Source organism: Chryseobacterium sp. BGA-UO-ETr-SB22 (assembly GCF_059567885.1).
The window spans coordinates 965,570-984,394 of sequence record NZ_JCAQOV010000005.1 but is presented as its reverse complement, the minus strand read 5'-3'; the positions used below and the strand labels follow the sequence as shown (position 1 = coordinate 984,394).

Below are 18,825 nucleotides of genomic sequence, written 5' to 3'. Positions count from 1 at the left end.
ACTTCTGTGAAAACAAAAATCATTTTCTTCATACTCCTTATTTCCAGTACTATAAATTGTTATTCGCAAGATTATTCTAAGCGTAAAAAAGAAATTGATAGCTTAATAAAAATTGTAAAAAATAAAAATGCATACCATGATATTGGCAGCAAAGAATTATTAAGATTGTGCAATAGTATATTTTCACAATCAAAGAGTATTCAATATCCAAAAGGAATCATGGAATCTATGAAAGTAATCCCTTCCATTTATATGAATGAGCAGAGGTACGAAGAGGCCATGAAAATAATTCCTGAAGGTAAAATTTTAGCCGAAAAATATCATGATTATAATACTTTAGCATGGCTATATATGGAAGAAGGAATGGTTTATTCCGAGTTAGGCTATACCAAAAGATCCCGAAAATCAATCAATAAAGTTTTTGTTCAGACAGATAAGATCAGTAATGAGGAAGCTCACATCATAAAAGCGACGGCATACAGAACCATGGCGAGAAATCTCAGAAAAGAGGGTGGAAACGAAAAAAAAGATTCTATCTTGATTTATCTTCACAATGGTTATAATGAATCAAGAAAAACAAGCCCTACATTTCAATACAAGAATTTTTACCTCTCTTCATTTGCTATAGAATTAAGCCAGGAATATTATTCTAAACATGATATCATCAATACTGAAAAATATCTGGCTCAGTTTGCCCGAGATATGAAAACAGAAAAAGATCAATCAGAATTTATAAGCTATTATACATTAAAAGGAAATCTAGAAAACAAAAGAAAAAATTATACTACAGCGTTAGAAAATTTTGAAAAAGCAACACAGGCAGCCAAACAAGCTAAAATTTATCCGTTACAGGTAAAAGATATTTATTCTGGAAAGGCTGAATCTTATTTGGGGCTTGAAGACTATAAAAACCAGGCACTCTATTCTGCAAAAGCCCAAAAGTTAACAGACAGCATCTTAACCGTTGAAAAGAAAGTCTTGAATAATGTTATTTCTCCTCCTGACAAGGAAAACATTTCCAATACAGAAAATACAGAATCAAATAATAATCAACTTCTGATTATCATTATCATTTTATTTATTTCGGTTATTGGCTTTGTCATATATGTATTTTATATCAAAAGAAAGAGCTATCATAAAACAATTGAAACATTCACTGAGAGTAATGAAAGCTCAATACAAAATGATGTACTTCCGAATAAAAATATAAAACAAAATATCAATACTGAAGATTGTTATGAACTTATACAGCTTGTTCACAACAATGATAAATCTTTCCATCTGAAATTTTCTGAAACATTTCCTACATTTAACAAACAATTGCTGGAAATCAATCCACAACTCTCCCATTCTGACCTGGAATATTGTGCGCTAATCAAATTAAAATTTGACACCAAAGAAATAGCACATTATAAAAATGCGACCCTCAATTCTGTTATCAGTAAAAAATACAGAATCAGAAAAAAACTGAATATCAGTACAGAGGAAAATATGTATTCATGGATACTAAATCTTTGATAATTTTCAACGTTTTTACCTTTTTAACAATTCCGATTACCCAAACGACAGGTTTTGCTAGTTTATGACAATGTCTTTATAGTGCTAATAATTAAACCTTAAAATAACTTTGCCATAGAATTCAGATGATCAATTGAAATAAATGATTAGCATAATATTATTGTCACAATGAACAGTTTTAAACTATGTCATTATGTATTTATTGGGCTTCGATTCTATTAACACAAATGTTATTATATTTTGAATTAGGAGGAAGGATATTTTCCCATATCCTTCTTTCCTAAATCTAAATTTAAAACACAAGAATGTAAAAAATTATACAATGAAAAAAACACATTTCATGCTATTCTGCATGCTGACCGTTAGCGGATATGCTCAGGTTAGTATTTCTACCAACCCCAGTGATCATGAGCCGCACCCTAACGCTATTCTGGATGTAAAATCCACAGTTCCGGCAAAAGCTGTATTACTGCCCTCGGTATCTCAAATAAGCAATGCAGCCAATCCTGTTGGAGATAATACCTTCAAAGGAGCATTAGTATATAGTAAGAACAATGCTTCTGTTTACGAACATGATGGAACCCGCTGGCGAAGCACATATGATTATGTAGTGGAAACCAAACCACAATATTTTGCTCATTTTTCCAGGCCTTCAAATGTTACATTGTCATGTACTATTCCCTTTCTTGGAAATGGCTGTACGGTATCAAACGTAATAATACCAATTAGTAATTCGGGAAGTTCAGACTTTCAGGGAACTAATATCAATCTGTCACTTGCCTCTAATATTATCACGGTAAACGAGACCGCATTATACAGAATTACCTATAGATCGTTTGCAGCATTAGCCACAGCATCTAGTGACGTACGATTGAAACTACAAAAAGCAAATGCAGCAACCCCTACAACTTTTGCTGACATTGATTCTCAATCATTTACTTCTGACAATGCCCGCTTAGGATATAATCCTGTATTTAATGGTTCAATTGTTATTCAGCTCAATGCTGGTGATAAAATTTCTATGTCAGGTTACATGCAGTACTCTCCTACGATACCTCTGGCTGGTCTTTCTGCATCTGCCACCTTCCAGAACAATGGAACAAACGGAACCGGGGAAATTATTTTTGAAAAAGTAATCCTTTAATTATACATATAATGAAAACAAAAATATTTACTTTTCTTTTTTCTGTGTTGCTTGGCGTTTCCGTCTCTTCACAGATCCTGATATCTAAAACTGCAGGTAGTCCTAATGTTAATGCATTGCTTGATATAAAGGATTCCTCCAGAGGACTTATACTCACCAAAACCAGCACTATAGGTAATTTCCCTCTTTACAATACCTCAGTAGAAGATCACTTTGATGATTTACCTTCTTTGGAAGGAGCTCTTCTGTACAATAAAGAAGATAAGCAGTATTATAAATATGACGGAACTGTATGGATTCCTGCCTTGCAGCTGGGCGGATTTTACAATCCCTTTGAAGCCCGTACAAAAGCAAACGGAGCAAAAAACTGGACATGTGTTTCACTTCTGGGAATTAACACCTGTGATTTAACACAGTTGTTTGGAAGTAACAACAGACAGACTATTCCTTTATCCAATCTTACCAATAGATCACAATTACTCGTTAATAATTTAAATACTCAGATTGGAACTGATTATATCGTTATTCCTGCAGCCGGGCTTTATCACGTTTCAGGTGTAGTAGGTTTTGCCGGAACCAGTTTACTGGGATTTGGACAGGATGTTTCTTATTGGGTAAATCTGGATGTGAGCTATGACAACGGAGCAAGTTGGTCTACTCTGGCCTTTAAAGAAACCAGCCAAAGCGGAGGAATATTTATTGACCTTGGACAATCCGGAAATAAAAGTGCCAGTGTATCTTCCACCATTACATTACCTGCTAACAGCAGAATCAGATTGGCAGCTGCCGTATCCACAAGCTCTCTTATCTCTAGTTACTCCAGCTCTACGGACCATACAGATACTTTTATTAATGTACAGAGAATCAGATAACTTTTAATACACAAACGATGAAAAAATACATATTATTAAGCAGTATATTGGGAGGATGTTTATTCAATGCCCAAGTAATTATGGGAGGAGCCAATGTTACATCTCCATATACACAGTTAGAACTACAGAATACTACTGGACAAAAAGTATTGATACAGCCTGCTGCAAATAACAATACAACTTTACCGAAATATAATGCAGCCCAGCCCGATGGCTATGATGATGATGCTACTATGGATGCCATGCTGATGTATGATAAAAATGCATCCGTTTCCAAAGTATATGATGGTATCACATGGAAACAAGCGTTTATTCCGCAAGGCAAAGCCACTACATGGACTCGTGCAAGAATAGAAACATCTAGTGTAGCATGTCTAAGCTTCTTGTGTACTTCCGGAAACCTTCCTTTATCTATTCCCAATAACAGTAATCAATTTTCGGATTACCTATCTGTTTTTCGGCCATCAGATACTTTCCGCATACGCCAGAAAGGACTATATAGAGTCAATTTCAATGTATTATTCAATGGAGCTAACATAGGTTTTGCAGGCGTAAAAGTAAATATAGCTATCGCTGTAAACGGAGAACAAAAGGCTTATATGTCAGCCAATGCGGCCTTTATCAGTTCAAATAGTTTTTCAGCTTCTGCAGATACTGTTTTATTTCTTGATGTAAATAATGATGTGAATTTCAGAGTTAACATTAATACTCCAGGATTGTCTATTGCAGCTTTTACATTTGGAGGAACACCGGACAGCAGTATCAGTTTAGAAAGAATACTATAAATGAAGTTTACAAACAGTAACGAATGAATAATCCAGATTACAAAAAAATATTTAAAGATATTATTCAATATCAATATTCCCAAAAAGCAAAGGATTGTGAAAGTATTTTGAATAAGGAAAGCTTAACAGGAATAGATGTTATTACACTGAACAATATTATTTTTGGATCATGCAGTCAGGAAACGGCTGTGTTCAACCAAAAGCATCGTTTTTACGATAAGCAATCAATTACACAAATATTAGAGTATCAAAAAAAACACAACCTTAATAATACTCAAATTGCTCAAAAATATAAACTCAGTAGAAATACTGTTGCCAAATGGAAAAAGCTTGGACTGAATCAATAGTGAATAATTTCTTGTTCATCCAGCAGTATGTGTTTTATAGCCTTCCCCTATTGGGGAGGTTATTTTTTACTCATTAAATAGAAGAGATTAGACCTGTTTCTTAATAAGATAATATTCTTTTGCCAATTGGACTGAGAAAATTAACCTTTAAAAATATTTCTTACATATTTAATAACAATAAGGACTTTTATCCCTGTTTTTTTATAAGGTTTAATTCACTTTCAAATCAACGAAAACCTATCTATTCATGGCATTAACAGAGTGATAGAATTCTTTCCAATTCCTGTTTTTGATATCGTGTCCAATTCTTACATACCTCAATTCAATAAATTAAATGATGAAATTTTCGATTCTTATTGCCAACTACAATAATGGCAAGTTTTTCAAGTCCTGTTATGAATCCTTACTCAATCAAACCTATAAAAATTGGGAAGCAATTATTTTAGATGATGGTTCCACAGATGATTCGGTAGAAATAATCAAAAATATTGTTGGTAAAGATCTTCGGTTCAGTATTTTTGAAAATGATAAAAATTGTGGTGTAGGAGTAACTAAAAGTAAGTTAATCGAGTTATCAGATGGACAATTTTTTGGTTTTGTGGATCCTGACGATGCAATAACACCTAATGCCATTCATTCAAGTATTAAGGCTTTCATCAAAAATCAGGATGTAGTGCTCACTTATTCCAAGTTTATCAGATGTGATGAGAACCTTACCCCGATTAATACTCCAAAATTAACAAGGCAGGTCAGGAACAATGATCAGTACTTTTTTAACTGCCCGGTACAGATCGTAAACTTTACGGCCTTTAGAAAGGATGCATATGAGGAAACTACAAAAATTGATCCTACTTTAAGAATAGCAGAAGATCAGGATTTATATCTGAAGTTATATGAAAAAGGGAAATTTAAATTTATCAATGAAGCTAATTATTTGTATCGTATGCATAATGGTGGTATTTCTCAAAACTCTAATAAGGAAAAATCAAGAGAATATTTTGCAAAAGTAATATTCAATACCATGAAACGCAGAAAACTGCAAATGATAAATGGAAAAAAAATTCCAGATCAGTATAATACACCTTCTGATATTTACACTTTGTTAGAATATAAACATTCCAGACTGCATCGTTTGAAAAATAGAATCCACGTATATATAGAACTTTTATGGGGCCTGTAAATAAACTGAATACAGGATGAAGAGTATAATCTTAATAACATATCAAATTGCTATAAATATAAACTCAGCAGAAATACTGTTGCCAAATAGAAAAAGCTTACATAATGAGTAATTTCTTATTCACCCAAAGCTGTACGTGTTTTTTTATTACCTTCTCAAGCGGGAAGGTTATTTTTATACTAGAATATCAAGCTCAGAAAAAAATAAAACGATACCAACTTCCTTATTTACCCTACCTCTCCTGTTTCTTTCTTATATATTTTTTAGAAAATATTTTCTATTATTTTTGCTGTAAATTAAACACGGTACCAGCAGGGTCTGTAATCCAATGCATATTTTCAGGAAGCTCTTCAATTTCGTCACAGGTTTCTACTCCGTTCGATTGCAGATATTCTGTAGCTTCTTCTACATCAGGAACGGTAAGCTGCAGCCAGGTTTCGGAATGGGTATAATTATCTACACAGTCCAGCCAGATGATATTATTACCGAATTTTACCTCATGGGTTCTGGAAACAGTTGGATTATTAATCGGTTTTTCTTCAACATTTAACTTTAAGATGTCTCTATAAAAGACTACCGTTTTTTCATATTTATTTTTAGGAATTTTTATGGCAATATTTATTCCTGCTTCAAATTTCGTATTCATATTGTAAGTTTAGCAATTGTAAAAAATAAAATTAAAAAGATACTCATTTACACTTCAACGTTGCCTGTCACAATCTCACCGGAACGTTTGTAATTGGCTATGATAACTCCTTTTGATGTCACATGGCTTTCTGTCAGGGTAAAAGCGGCCGGAACCGAACTATTATCAAACAGTTTTTTCCCTCGGCCAAGAATCAATGGATATATTTTTAGGCGAAGTTCATCTACAAGATCATGTTTCAACAGCAGATGAATGAGTTCACTGCTGCCCCAGATCTGAATATCAGCGCCTTCTGATTGCTTAAGTTTCCGGATATCATCCAGGTTTTTGAGGAAAAAGGTATTCTTCCAATCTGAATTTTCAATGGTTTGAGACAGCACATATTTATTTCCTTCGTTGATTCCCGGCCAAAATTCAGCATGCTGAGGCCAATACGATGAAAAGATATCGAATGTTTTTCTCCCCAGAAGATAATCAGTCTGTTTCATTTCCTCCTGCATGATTTCACCGAAAAGTTCATCACCATAAGATACAGTCCATCCTCCATATTTAAAGTTTCCAGATGTATCTTCTTCAGGACCACCTGGTGCCTGCATGACACCATCCATTGTAATCATTGATAAGACCGTTATTTTTCTCATTATATTCAATTTTATGAAATGATAGTGTATCTCATTATTTTAAAAAGCCGTTCAGATAATTCAGAATGGTTGCTGTCTGCATCATCAGGCTGACATGGGTTTGTCCCGGAGCAACGGCCAATTGAGATTTTGGCATTGGTCCCATATCTGCAAAAGTATCACCTCCCAATAATTTATAGGTTTTTGATAACTCGGTTTTATCCAATCCATCATTGTCACCCGCAATAATTAAAACTGGTGCCGAAATTTTAGCAATATTATCATCACCCAGATCGAATGGCTGTCCGGCAGAAGCAATCATCTGCTCCAGAAACTTGGTCCATTTTGTTTTATCTGGTGCCACGGCATTGTAGGCAGTATGCATAGGGCTGTTTGTAAAGAGTTCGGGTTTCATCCCTTCAAGAGCTTTATTTACTTCAGGCAGCCAGCCGTTAGTTTTATATGTTGATGAAATAATCACCAGTTTGTTCAGTCTTTCCGGGCTTTGTATAGCCAATTGATAAGCTACTTCTCCTCCAAAACTGTATCCTGCAACATCTGCTTTATCAATTTTCAGATAGTCCATTACTTTTGTAACATCACTAGCTAAAATAGCATGAGATAATTTCCTTTCTGAAAACGGTGTATGTCCGTGTCCCTGTAATTCAACAGCGATTACTTTTCTGTTTTTAGACAGTTCGGGAATCAGCTGTCCCCAATTTGTATCAATGGTCATGAAAGCGCCATGCAGTAATACAATAGGCTGGCCTTTTCCATAGACCTCGTAGTAAACTTTTATGCCATTAGCAGGTGCATAGCCACTTTCAGAAGGCTTCACTTTTTGTCCGTATATCTGGGAAGTGGTAAGGATAATGGTTAAAATCAGTAATGATTTCATTAGGGCTGAGAATTTGAATAGATTTTTCATAATAGTATCGGATTTGGTGGTTAAACTTTTACCCAAAATTAGCAAGTCATTATGAAATCCAACTTGCCACAAGACAAGATTTTGTTCAAAAGAAATTGATTCTTTGTGCATCTCTTTAGTAAGGCCTATTTACCCCCACTTCACAGACATTACATTTTACTTCATTATAGAAAATCCAAAGGAAATTATCAAACAATGAACTTATTGAAAATAAAAATTTTCTTGATAATTCTACAACAGTTGATAAAAATTGATTAATTTCGAATAGAACTAAACCTATATTATTATGAAAAATTTAAAGAAAATCGAAAGACAGGAATTGAAAACAATTAAGGGTGGTATTGACTGCAGAGGCGGACAGCTTTGTTTAATCGGCGGAAAATGGCAATGTATGCCCTATGACGGATGTGGTGGTGGAAACCAACCTTAATTTTTAGTTTAATTCAATTACTTGACTATGAAAAATTCTAAAAAAATTTCAAGAGATCAGTTGAAGAATATTAATGGAGGAGCATTGAGTTGTTCTGAAGCATGCTGTCCTCCTCCGGGAATCAAGAGATGCCCATGGGTAATTTGTATAGCACCATGTGAGATATTAAGTTAAGACACTGTATTCTCCAAAATAAAACCTGCAATTCCTATGAGTTGCAGGTTTTTATTGTTTGTATGGTCTCTTTTTCTTACTTTGTTGTTCACATAATATTTCCCTAAGGTTCTGACTTAAAACCGGATATAAAAGAAAATATTGCAGAAAAGAAAACTCTCTTTTCTCTTTAACGGTGATCAATTTTTATAACATAAGATTAGCTCAATAGCATTTTCAATAGCAGAAAATATAATATTTCATAAAAAATTCAAATAAATATACCGAACGGTATATTTATTTTATATCTTTGCAACTGTAAAAGTTTTCCAAATTTAGGATATAAAGAATATCAATACTAACTGATATATACATGAACTGAATGCTGAAAAGCATATTTTTTTAAACAACAATATACCGATTGGTATATTTCAATCAATACAAATGAAAACAATACTAACCGTAGCAACTAAAAAAAACTTTCGCAGGTGTCTTTAAAACTTTTGTGGTTTCAAAAACCTAAACAACATTACTTCTGAAATATAAAACAATAAAAAGAATTTTATGAACAGTTTATTAGAATTTACAATTGAAGCTCATGGCGGTCTCGAGAACTGGAACAGGTTTGAAAATATATCAGCTCATCTAAAAGTAGATGGACTCACCTGGATCCGGAAGCAGCAACCGGGGCTTATCAGTGATACTTTTGTGTCAGTGGATACCCGGAAACAGTTTGTATCTTTCCGCCCGGCCCTTGCGGATTGGAAAACAACATTTGAAACCGATCATGTAGCTGCTTTATCGGAAGATGGTGAAATTATTGAAGAACTTTCAAATCCAAGACAATCATTTTCCAATCATAAAAGGGAAACACCCTGGACGAAGCTGCAGGCATTTTATTTTGCAAGTTATGCTATATGGACTTATATCAATGCGCCGTTTTGTTTTGCCAATCCTGGCTTTGAAGTCACAGAAATTGAACCCTGGGAAGAAAATGGTGAAACATTCCGCAGACTGCAGGTAATTTTCCCAGAATCTATTGCAAGCCATAGCCGCATTCAGACATTTTATATAGATAAAACCGGACTTATACGAAGACATGATTACAATGTAGAAATTTCCGAAAATGTTGCCAGCGCACATTATCTGTATGATTACACAGAAGTACAGGGTATACAGTTTCCTACCAAAAGACAAGTATTTATCCGTAACGAAGATAATACAGCTCTTCAGCCTGAACCGGTTCTGGTAGTTGTGAGTTTAAGTGAAATCATTCTTAAGTAATTCACATTATAGTCATCATTTAAAATAATTTTTTCGAGCTTAAAAATACCGATCGGTATATTAAGAAATAATGAAAACCAATAAGGAATGAACCGAATACTCCTGATCATCACCGTTATATCAGCTGCAATAATGGAACTGATAGACACATCAATCGTCAATGTAGCTATTAATCATATGAGCGGAAGTCTGGGAGCAACGCTGGAAGATACTTCCTGGGTTGTCACTTCATATGGTATCGCCAATGTTATCATCATCCCGATGACCGGATTTCTTGTCAATAATCTGGGACGCAGAAATTATTATATCGGCTCTCTCATTCTTTTTACATTATGCTCTTTTATGTGTGGCAATGCAACCAGCATATGGGAATTAGTAGCTTTTCGGTTTTTACAGGGCATTGGCGGCGGTGCATTACTTTCTGTATCTGCAACCGTTGTTTATGAATGCTTTCCGAAAGAGAAGCAAAATATAGCAAGTGCTTTATTTGGTATCGGTGTTTTTATAGGACCAACGATAGGTCCTACGCTGGGCGGCAATATCATTGACAATTATTCCTGGTCCTGGATATTTTATATAAATATTCCTATCGGGATCATTACCGCTATTATCTGCTACCGTTTATTACCGGAATCTCCCACAAGGAAAAAGGTAAAAGAGATTGACTGGATTGGCATCACCCTATTAATTGCTGGTGTAGGCTCTTTGCAGACCATTCTGGAGCGTGGAGAAACTGAAGATTGGTTTGAAACCCGGTATATTACGGCACTTACTATTACTGCTTTCTTTTCAATTATTCTGTTTGTATACAGGGAGCTTACTACAGCGCACCCGGTTGTTAAGCTATCTATTTTACAATCTCCTTCACTGAGTATTTCCGCTTTGCTCACTTTCATTACCGGAATGGGAATGTTTACTTCCATTTATCTTACACCGGTACTTGCTCAGCGGCTTTTACAATTTACCCCTTCTATGGCAGGTCTGATGCTGCTGCCGGGCTCTATAATTGCGGTATTCGCCCTGATCATTACGGGACGTATACTGCAGAAAGGGGTACCGCCCGCGCTTATTGTATTGATTGGCTTCTGTTGTTTCATCTATTTCAACTGGTCTATGTCTCAGGTCAGTTTAGATGTATCCTTCGCAACAATTTCTGTTAATTTAATTTTCCGGGCAATGGGGATGGCCTTATTAACGGTTCCGCTTTCCACCCTTGCAATTTCTTCATTGAAACCCGAAGATATACCCCAGGGAACAGCCATCAATAATATGATGAGACAGCTTGGCGGCTCTTTCGGGATTTCTATTATCAATACGTTTATTATCAGAAGAATGGCAGAGCACAGAACAGACCTGGTTTCAAACATCACCCCTACCAACAATCTGGTAACGGAAAGACTGAACAATTATACACAACTGTTTCAAAGTAAAGGTTTCGGATTGCAGGATGCCCAGCACAGAGCCATCAGCCTCATGGACATGATAGTACAAAAGCAGGCTTTCATCTTAAGCTATATTGATGCTTATCTTCTTATTGGGGCAGCATTCGTTCTATGTTTACCGCTGCTGCTGTTTTTCTCTATCAAGAAAGGTAATAAAAAGGTAATTATAGCATCAGCAGATCATTAAAAATATATTTTAAATATTAACAGAAGAAATCCATCTCCATTTTTTCATAAGTACTAAACACTAATATATTTTTTGAGTACTTCAAGAAGGTCTGCCTGCCGTATAGGTTTGGGAAGAAAGTCATTCATTCCGGCTTCAAGGCACTTTTCTTTTTCACCCAGCACATTTCCCGCTGTAACGCCTATGATAGGTATGTGTTCATATCCCGGCAGCATTCTAATATTTTGTGTTGCCTCAATACCACTCATTATCGGCATCTGTACATCCATCATGATAATGGAAAACTGCTTTTTCCTGCATTCTTCCAAAGCCTGCAGCCCATTAACAGCTTCCGTTAGATGTATACTGGGAGCAAGAGACTTCATTATTCTATTATTCAGCACCATATTCACTAGGTTATCATCAACCAAAAGCACTTCTAATTCTGAGGCAAATAAATGCGAAACTTTCTCAGACTGATCCTTACTAATTTCTACTGCATTACTTTGGTCTACCTTTTTTAAGGTTTTATATAGATCATGTGATTTGATAGGCTTCAACAGTAAATGTGCATTTTCTATTTTCCTAACTGAAGTAAGTATACCCAGTTCTTCAGAAGAAGAAGAAAGTATTATAAATGGAGAAGTCTCTTTTCGCTGGTTGAACAGCCCTGTTATTTTATCTATTGTTTCTAATCCGGACATAATAGGCATATGGTAATCCATCAGGATCACATCGAACCGATCACCTTTCAACAGGATCTCCAGTGCCTCCAGCCCATTAGAAGCCAAAGTTGATTTGATATTTTTATAGGTAAGCATATGCTCAAGAATGATCCTGTTGGTTTCATTATCATCAACCACTAAGGCCGTTTTAATAGTTATTTCCTCCTCCTCTTTCAATTGAGAGATCTCGTAAGGAAGCTCAATGTCAAAGAAAAATACAGAACCACTTTCCTTTGCGCTGCTCAGCGACAAATAGCTTCCCATATATCCCAGGATATTATTTGAGATCGTAAGCCCTAGACCCGTGCCGCCATATCGTTTACTGATAGAACTGTTTTCCTGAGTAAAGGCATTAAAAATATACTTTTGTTTCTCAACAGGAATGCCAATCCCCGTATCTCTTACCGAGAAACGCAGAGCAACAGTAGTATCATCCATACGCAATTTCTCTACTTTCAGCTCTATTTCTCCCTTTTCTGTGAATTTCACAGCATTTCCCAGAAGATTAATCAAGATCTGTTTTAACCTTGCTTCATCCATAAAAAGTATTTTTGGAAGACCTGGTTCAATATTGAGAAGAAGTTCGATATTTTTTTTCTGGGATTGATAAATAATAACATTTATGACCTGACCCAACATATCATAAACATCACATTTCTCAATCAAAAGTTCCATTTTTCCGGATTCTATTTTAGAAAAATCCAATATATCATTGATGATGCTAAGCAGGTTTTCCCCTGATTCATTGATATAATTCAGATATTGCATCTGTGTTTCATTCAGCGGTGTCGTGAGGAGAAGGTCTGAAAAACCAATAACTCCGTTTAAAGGAGTTCTGATTTCATGACTCATATTGGCCAGAAATTCGGATTTTGCTTTGCTGGCTATATCTGCTGTTTCCTTGGCATTTTTCAGTTCTTCATTTATCTTTACAGCATTTGTAATATTCTGTATGGAAATAATTACTCCCCCTACTTCATCTTTTGTAAGATACCAAGGTCCGACTTTAAGGTCGTAATGCTGAATTTCTTCTTTTCCTTCCACCTTGAGTATAAAGTCACTGTTGATGTACGTTTTTCCCAACAGCGCATTGTCATAGATCTCTTTTCTTTCTTCGGGAATATTAGGTGATATCGTGAAAAGATTATTACCGATAAGATCTACATTATTCATACTAAATTCCTCTCTCCATCTGCTGCTTACGGCAATATAGTTAAGGTCTTTATCAAACATGGCCAAAGGAACAGGAACATCAGTGGCAAAGGACTGCATTATAGCCTCCTTTCGGGTAACCTCCAAAAACATTTTTTTGAAGGCATCAATGTCCTGAATGATTCCGAAAACTCTTTTGCAGATATCACCTTCAAATTCCGGAATACCTTTTACTCTTACCCAAATCGTAACGCCATCATTACGCAACAGCTGAAGTTCCTCATCAAAAGCAATTCCTTGTTGTATTGCCCTGTTCAAAAGATATTTTATTCTCTCCCCGCTTTTTTCTTTGTAAAATCCAAGGGCATTTTCAAAAGTAGGCTGGAAATTATTTTCTATTTTGTGAATTTCTCTTGTACTTTGAGACCAGAAGATCTTCCCGGTCTTCATATTGGCTTCCCAACCTCCTACCTGGGCTACTGAGCCTGTTTCCTCAAGCATTTCCTTAGTGTAAAACAGATCGTTTTCTAACTTACCACGCCGGATAAGGTCAGATTTTAGTTGTATATAAACAAAAAGGGTTACACCGATGGCTGCAACAGCAGAAAAGATGATAAATAAAACAGTCCAATTCGAAGACTTCTTCAGATCATCATTTTTTATGGCGAGTTGAACTTCCTCAAGTTTTACAAATTTCTGAACGAGCATGCGGCATCTGTCCATAACCTCCTTATTTTGTACAAGTTCTTCTGGACTCATTAATATTCCCTTTTTACGATTCTCAATGAGCAGGACATATTCTTTCATCAACATTTCTGAAGTATGTAGCAGTTCATTTAGGATATTAATCTGATCTTTCTCTCTAAGATTAAGTCTATCTTTGTGAGAAACAAACAGCGGATATTCATTCCTACTTTTATTGAAAGGTTCAAGGAAATTTTCCCGGCCGGTAAGCTGATATCCCCGATTGCTCGTTTCAGCATCTAAAAGAGTATTTAAGATATCTTTTGCTAAGCTTATAGATTCCTTACTTTCCAAGAAGTCTTTCCTATTCTCCATTTGCTTATGTATGCTTATATAAGATGCTATGGAACTAGCAATCAGAAGCATCAAAGAAATCACTACTCCTATCTGAAGATTTCTTATAATTTTTTTCGGCATTGAATAGTATTTTTGTAATAAAATACTAAAAATAGGTCATTTTATAATATTTACAAATTAATTTAGAAATTTGTCAGCAGATATTGGAAAATGAATCAATTTAAGTCGTTTAAAGATGGAGTTGCTAAAATTATAAAAGTTTATTTTGTATGGTTTCCTGATTGTTTTTCTTGCCTTTCAAAAATTCGGAATCAAAACACAAAAAGTTAAATGAGCTTCATCTCTTTTCTTATTCAAGTTAATTTGATTCAGGAGCTTTTACCTAAAACGATAATAAAGCATTCTGTGAAATAAAAAATTACTTGATAATAACAGCTCATCCATTAGAAACCGTCATATTGATTAATTAATAACAATGAAGGCTTTGTCATGTCAGATAATGTTATTAGATTTATAATGAGTCTAAATGACCATATTATTACACCTCACTAAATTTATTAATCATGAAAAAGCAAATCTTTATCGTTGCACTTTCTCTGGGAGCAATCGCCTTAGGAACCCACCGGGTTATGGCACAAAATTCAGAGCAGGTGAGTACATCAGTAAATATTATTTTATCGGACGTTATTGCAATGGACATTGGCTCTGTTGCTTCAGAAGGTGCTGTAGATTTTAATTATGGGAGCACGAAAGACTATAATTCATCAAAAAATGTGACCGTTCCCAATAGTTTAGTCATTATTTCCTCTAAAAATTTTGATATAAAGGTAAAATCTGAAGGTGCACACTTTGTAAGTGGTGCAAACGTAATTCCTGTAGATATATTACAGGTAAAAGCAATACCAGGGGGAAGTCTGGTAGGAACCCTGAATGAGGTCACTTTATCTACAACTGATCAGGTGCTGGTGAGTAATGCAAGTTTAGGTACTAAACAGTCTTTAAATATTGCCTATTCTATTTCGGCGGAAAATGCATCCAAGGTACTTCTAGGTAAACCACAGGGAACTTATACACAAAAAATAACTTATACTGCCACTGCATTGTAAGTAAATACCAATTTTTAAATAGAAAAACCCTCAATACTTAGTGTTGAGGGTTTTTCTATTTAAACCACATGAGTAATGCTGTAGTGATTTTACTACATGAACTTCCATTTTCCACTACAAATAAACTTTTATCGCCGCTGTAAATTTGCAGTATACAAAAGAGAACAATTAAATAAAAATAAAATTTAAATATTACTATCATGAAAAAACTAATCGTAATCGCAGCCTTAACTTTTGGAGCAATCATATTAGGAACTAACAATGTTCAAGCTCAAAATACGACAGCAACCACAACGGTAAACATTACTCTGAACGATGTAATCTCCATCGACGCGGGAAGTACTGCAATTGGTAACACGGTTGACTTTAACTATGCTACTGCAGCTGATTATAACTCTGATCAGACGATTACTAAAGCCAACTCTTTAAAAGTTACTTCTACAAAGAACTTTAATGTTAAAGTAAAAGCAGGAGGTGCTAACTTTATGAATGGAACGAACTTAATTCCTGTAAATGTTTTGACTATCAAAGCAGCTACAGCTGCCGGAACTATGGGTGGAACAAAAAGCGCTGTAGTTTTATCTGCAACGGATCAAACTTTAGTATCAAACGCCCCGCTTGGAAGTGCATTAACACTGAATCTGGATTACACTATTCCAGCAGTAAAATCATCATCATCTGATATTTTAGGTAAACCAGCAGGAACTTATACACAAACAGTAACTTATACTGCAACAGCTTTATAAGTTAATTTTTTCATATTAATATTTTGTGATTTGGTGTTTCGAAGGCTTCCTCAGGAGGCCTTTGATTTTGTATGTATTGTACCGATATAGATAAAATTCAAAATCTGGGAATAAATATCTGTGATCTGTAAGGTAGATTATATTACTACAGCTTTATAATAGAAATAACAGGAATTTATATACTCCCTCAATACTTAGAAAGTGTTGAGGGTTTTATTATTGAAGTCAAATGAACAACCCGTGTAGTGATTTTACTACATGAACTTCCATTTTCCACTACAAAGAAACCTTTATCACCGCTGTAAATTTGCAGTATACAAAAGAGAACAATTAAATAAAAATAAAATTTAAATATTACTATCATGAAAAAACTAATCGTAATCGCAGCCTTAACTTTTGGAGCAATCATATTAGGAACTAATAATGTTCAAGCTCAAAATACTACTGCAACCACAACAGTAAACATTACCCTGAACGATGTAATCTCTATCGATGCAGGAAGTACTGCAATTGGTAATACGGTTGACTTTAACTATGTTACTGCAGCAGACTATAACTCTGATCAAACAATTATCAAAGCCAACTCTTTAAAAGTTACTTCCACAAAGAACTTTAATGTTAAAGTTAAAGCGGGGGGAGCTAATTTTATGAATGGAACGAACTTAATCCCTGTAAATGTTCTGACTATAAAAGCAGCTACAGCTGCCGGAACAATGGGTGGAACAAAAAGCGCTGTAGTTTTATCTGCAACGGATCAAACTTTAGTATCAAATGCCCCGCTTGGAAGTGCATTAACACTGAATTTAGACTACACTATTCCAGCGGTAAAATCTTCATCTTCTGACATTTTAGGTAAGCCAGCCGGAACTTATACGCAAACAGTAACGTATACTGCGACTGCTTTATAATAAAAAAAAACACATCAATATATTTGCCCTCAGCACTTTTCAGTACTGAGGGTTTTTCTATTTAAACCAAATGAGTAATCCTGTAGTGATTTTACTACATGAACTTCCGTTTTCCACTACAAAGAAACTTTTATCGTCGCTGTAGATTTGTAGTGTTCAAAAGAGAACAATTAAACAAGAATAAAAATTAAATATTACCATCATGAAAAAACAAATCGTAATCGCAGCCTTAACTTTTGGAGCAATCATATTAGGAACGAACAATGTTCAAGCTCAAAATACAACAGCAACCACAACAGTAAACATTACTCTGAACGATGTAATCTCTATCGACGCAGGAAGTACTGCAATTGGTAACACGGTTGACTTTAACTATGCTACTGCAGCAGACTATAACTCTGATCAAACGATTACTAAAGCCAACTCTTTAAAAGTTACTTCAACAAAAAACTTTAATGTTAAAGTAAAAGCAGGAGGTGCTAATTTCATGAATGGAACCAACTTAATCCCTGTAAATGTTTTGACTATCAAAGCAGCTACAGCTGCCGGAACAATGGGTGGAACAAAAAGCGCTGTTGTTTTATCTGCAACGGATCAAACTTTAGTATCAAACGCTCCGCTTGGAAGTGCATTAACACTAAATTTGGACTACACTATTCCAGCGGCAAAGTCATCATCTTCTGATATTTTAGGTAAACCAGCCGGAACTTATACACAAACAGTAACGTATACTGCGACTGCTTTATAATTAAATTTTTAGTTTGCAAAGGTTCCTTTTGCTATGTTTTCAGTAGTTTTGGGAATCTTTTATTATTAAACTATTTACACCATGCACAAGTTTATTCACCTTTTCATTTTCTTTATCCTTACAGGGTCTTCTTCACTTCTGGCACAAAGTATCTCTATGTCACCTACACGCTTGTTTTTCACAGGTAATCCAGGAGAAAAAGTAACAAAGACAGTCACGCTTCAAAACAGCTCGGACAAGGATTATGTTTTTAATCTCAACTATAAAGATTGGGTTAGAGAAGAAGACGGAAATAAGGTTTATCTTGAGGCAGGCAGTTCAAAAATTTCCAATGCCTCCTGGATCTCCACCTTAGAAAATGCTGTAACAGTTCCTGCGAAAAGTACAAAGGAGATTGTAGTAACCATGCAGATCCCGGCAAACGCATCACAGTCTGCCGTTACGAACAGTATGTTGTTTTTCACGCAACTTCCTCAGCAGGCAGATAAGGCACGTGTTCAAAATGGTATTGGTATTATCACCTTGTTTGAGGTGGGACTTCACATCTTTTATACTCCACCGGGAAACCATGTGAAAAGTTTGGATATTACCAATATTTCAGAGGTAAGTAATGAGAATGCAGCGAACAGAAAAGTCGCAGTAAGCATCCATAATGATGGAAACACTATCAATGATGCCACCGTTGAGTTTGAACTAACCAACACAGACAGTGGTAAGGAAATAAAATTGCCTTCAATTTCTATCTCCATGCTTCCGGATACCAATCAGGTTGTTCAATTTTCTTTACCAGAGAATATTTCAGGGAACTTCCTTGGTGTGGCTATTATCAAAATGGCAGAATCCAATGATTTACGTGTAGGAGAAAAAAACTTTAAATTTTAAAA

Annotated in this window: 19 protein-coding genes; 15 read left to right on the top strand and 4 right to left on the bottom strand. The window is 35.2% G+C overall.

Annotation, left to right across the window (positions count from 1 at the left end; genetic code table 11):
• The first annotated feature begins 219 nt into the window (after window positions 1-219).
• The 6 genes from AC57AW_RS11725 (at window position 220) to AC57AW_RS11700 (ending at window position 5,846) form a co-directional block, all read left to right on the top strand.
• The gene (locus tag AC57AW_RS11725; protein WP_496352023.1) at window positions 220-1,518 is read left to right on the top strand and encodes a helix-turn-helix transcriptional regulator; all 1,299 of its coding nucleotides are present in this window, start codon (window positions 220-222) and stop codon (window positions 1,516-1,518) included.
• 322 nt (window positions 1,519-1,840) lie between these two features.
• A complete protein-coding gene (locus tag AC57AW_RS11720) occupies window positions 1,841-2,662 on the top strand; it encodes a phage tail-like protein (protein ID WP_496352022.1) in 822 nt (273 codons plus the stop codon).
• Window positions 2,663-2,673: 11 nt separating this feature from the next.
• Entirely contained in the window at window positions 2,674-3,534 is an 861-nt protein-coding gene (locus AC57AW_RS11715; protein WP_496352021.1) for a phage tail-like protein, read from the top strand.
• A gap of 17 nt (window positions 3,535-3,551) precedes the next feature.
• Entirely contained in the window at window positions 3,552-4,319 is a 768-nt protein-coding gene (locus AC57AW_RS11710; RefSeq protein ID WP_496352020.1) for a hypothetical protein, read from the top strand.
• Window positions 4,320-4,342: 23 nt separating this feature from the next.
• Window positions 4,343-4,666, top strand: a complete 324-nt coding sequence (locus AC57AW_RS11705) for a helix-turn-helix domain-containing protein (RefSeq protein ID WP_496352019.1) — start codon at window positions 4,343-4,345, stop codon at window positions 4,664-4,666.
• Between the two features lie 334 nt (window positions 4,667-5,000).
• The gene (locus AC57AW_RS11700) at window positions 5,001-5,846 is read left to right on the top strand and encodes a glycosyltransferase (protein ID WP_496352018.1); all 846 of its coding nucleotides are present in this window, start codon (window positions 5,001-5,003) and stop codon (window positions 5,844-5,846) included.
• A 280-nt stretch (window positions 5,847-6,126) separates the two neighbouring features.
• Here the strand turns inward: AC57AW_RS11700 and AC57AW_RS11695 are convergent, their stop codons facing one another.
• From AC57AW_RS11695 to AC57AW_RS11685, 3 genes are read right to left on the bottom strand one after another with little or no spacing between them, the layout of a single operon-like run.
• The gene (locus AC57AW_RS11695) at window positions 6,127-6,492 is read right to left on the bottom strand and encodes a VOC family protein (protein WP_496352017.1); all 366 of its coding nucleotides are present in this window, start codon (window positions 6,490-6,492) and stop codon (window positions 6,127-6,129) included.
• 47 nt (window positions 6,493-6,539) lie between these two features.
• Window positions 6,540-7,133, bottom strand: coding sequence for a dihydrofolate reductase family protein (locus AC57AW_RS11690; protein ID WP_496352016.1), 594 nt, complete (start codon window positions 7,131-7,133; stop codon window positions 6,540-6,542).
• A gap of 34 nt (window positions 7,134-7,167) precedes the next feature.
• A complete protein-coding gene (locus AC57AW_RS11685; protein ID WP_496352015.1) occupies window positions 7,168-8,040 on the bottom strand; it encodes an alpha/beta fold hydrolase in 873 nt (290 codons plus the stop codon).
• 286 nt (window positions 8,041-8,326) lie between these two features.
• On the opposite strand from AC57AW_RS11685, the gene AC57AW_RS11680 reads away from it, so the two are divergent.
• The 4 genes from AC57AW_RS11680 (at window position 8,327) to AC57AW_RS11665 (ending at window position 11,536) form a co-directional block, all read left to right on the top strand.
• Entirely contained in the window at window positions 8,327-8,470 is a 144-nt protein-coding gene (locus tag AC57AW_RS11680) for a bacteriocin-like protein (protein WP_002980068.1), read from the top strand.
• Window positions 8,471-8,497: 27 nt separating this feature from the next.
• A complete protein-coding gene (locus tag AC57AW_RS11675; RefSeq protein WP_167375285.1) occupies window positions 8,498-8,644 on the top strand; it encodes a bacteriocin-like protein in 147 nt (48 codons plus the stop codon).
• 543 nt (window positions 8,645-9,187) lie between these two features.
• On the top strand, window positions 9,188-9,907 hold the full coding sequence (locus AC57AW_RS11670) for a hypothetical protein (RefSeq protein WP_496352014.1): 720 nt from the start codon (window positions 9,188-9,190) through the stop codon (window positions 9,905-9,907).
• A gap of 87 nt (window positions 9,908-9,994) precedes the next feature.
• A complete protein-coding gene (locus tag AC57AW_RS11665; RefSeq protein ID WP_496352013.1) occupies window positions 9,995-11,536 on the top strand; it encodes a DHA2 family efflux MFS transporter permease subunit in 1,542 nt (513 codons plus the stop codon).
• Between the two features lie 53 nt (window positions 11,537-11,589).
• Here the strand turns inward: AC57AW_RS11665 and AC57AW_RS11660 are convergent, their stop codons facing one another.
• Window positions 11,590-14,553, bottom strand: a complete 2,964-nt coding sequence (locus AC57AW_RS11660) for a response regulator (protein WP_496352012.1) — start codon at window positions 14,551-14,553, stop codon at window positions 11,590-11,592.
• A gap of 443 nt (window positions 14,554-14,996) precedes the next feature.
• On the opposite strand from AC57AW_RS11660, the gene AC57AW_RS11655 reads away from it, so the two are divergent.
• From AC57AW_RS11655 to AC57AW_RS11635, 5 genes are all read left to right on the top strand, one after another.
• Window positions 14,997-15,539 carry a peptidoglycan-binding protein LysM gene (locus AC57AW_RS11655; RefSeq protein ID WP_318846233.1) on the top strand — a complete coding sequence of 181 codons (543 nt, stop codon included), beginning with the start codon at window positions 14,997-14,999 and terminating at the stop codon, window positions 15,537-15,539.
• Between the two features lie 200 nt (window positions 15,540-15,739).
• Window positions 15,740-16,285 (top strand): peptidoglycan-binding protein LysM, encoded by a 546-nt coding sequence (locus AC57AW_RS11650; protein ID WP_496352011.1) that lies wholly within the window; start codon window positions 15,740-15,742, stop codon window positions 16,283-16,285.
• A gap of 362 nt (window positions 16,286-16,647) precedes the next feature.
• Window positions 16,648-17,193 carry a peptidoglycan-binding protein LysM gene (locus AC57AW_RS11645; protein ID WP_496352010.1) on the top strand — a complete coding sequence of 182 codons (546 nt, stop codon included), beginning with the start codon at window positions 16,648-16,650 and terminating at the stop codon, window positions 17,191-17,193.
• 202 nt (window positions 17,194-17,395) lie between these two features.
• Window positions 17,396-17,941 (top strand): peptidoglycan-binding protein LysM, encoded by a 546-nt coding sequence (locus AC57AW_RS11640; protein ID WP_318846235.1) that lies wholly within the window; start codon window positions 17,396-17,398, stop codon window positions 17,939-17,941.
• An 81-nt stretch (window positions 17,942-18,022) separates the two neighbouring features.
• Window positions 18,023-18,823 (top strand): fimbrial biogenesis chaperone, encoded by an 801-nt coding sequence (locus AC57AW_RS11635; RefSeq protein WP_496352009.1) that lies wholly within the window; start codon window positions 18,023-18,025, stop codon window positions 18,821-18,823.
• Window positions 18,824-18,825 lie beyond the last annotated feature (2 nt).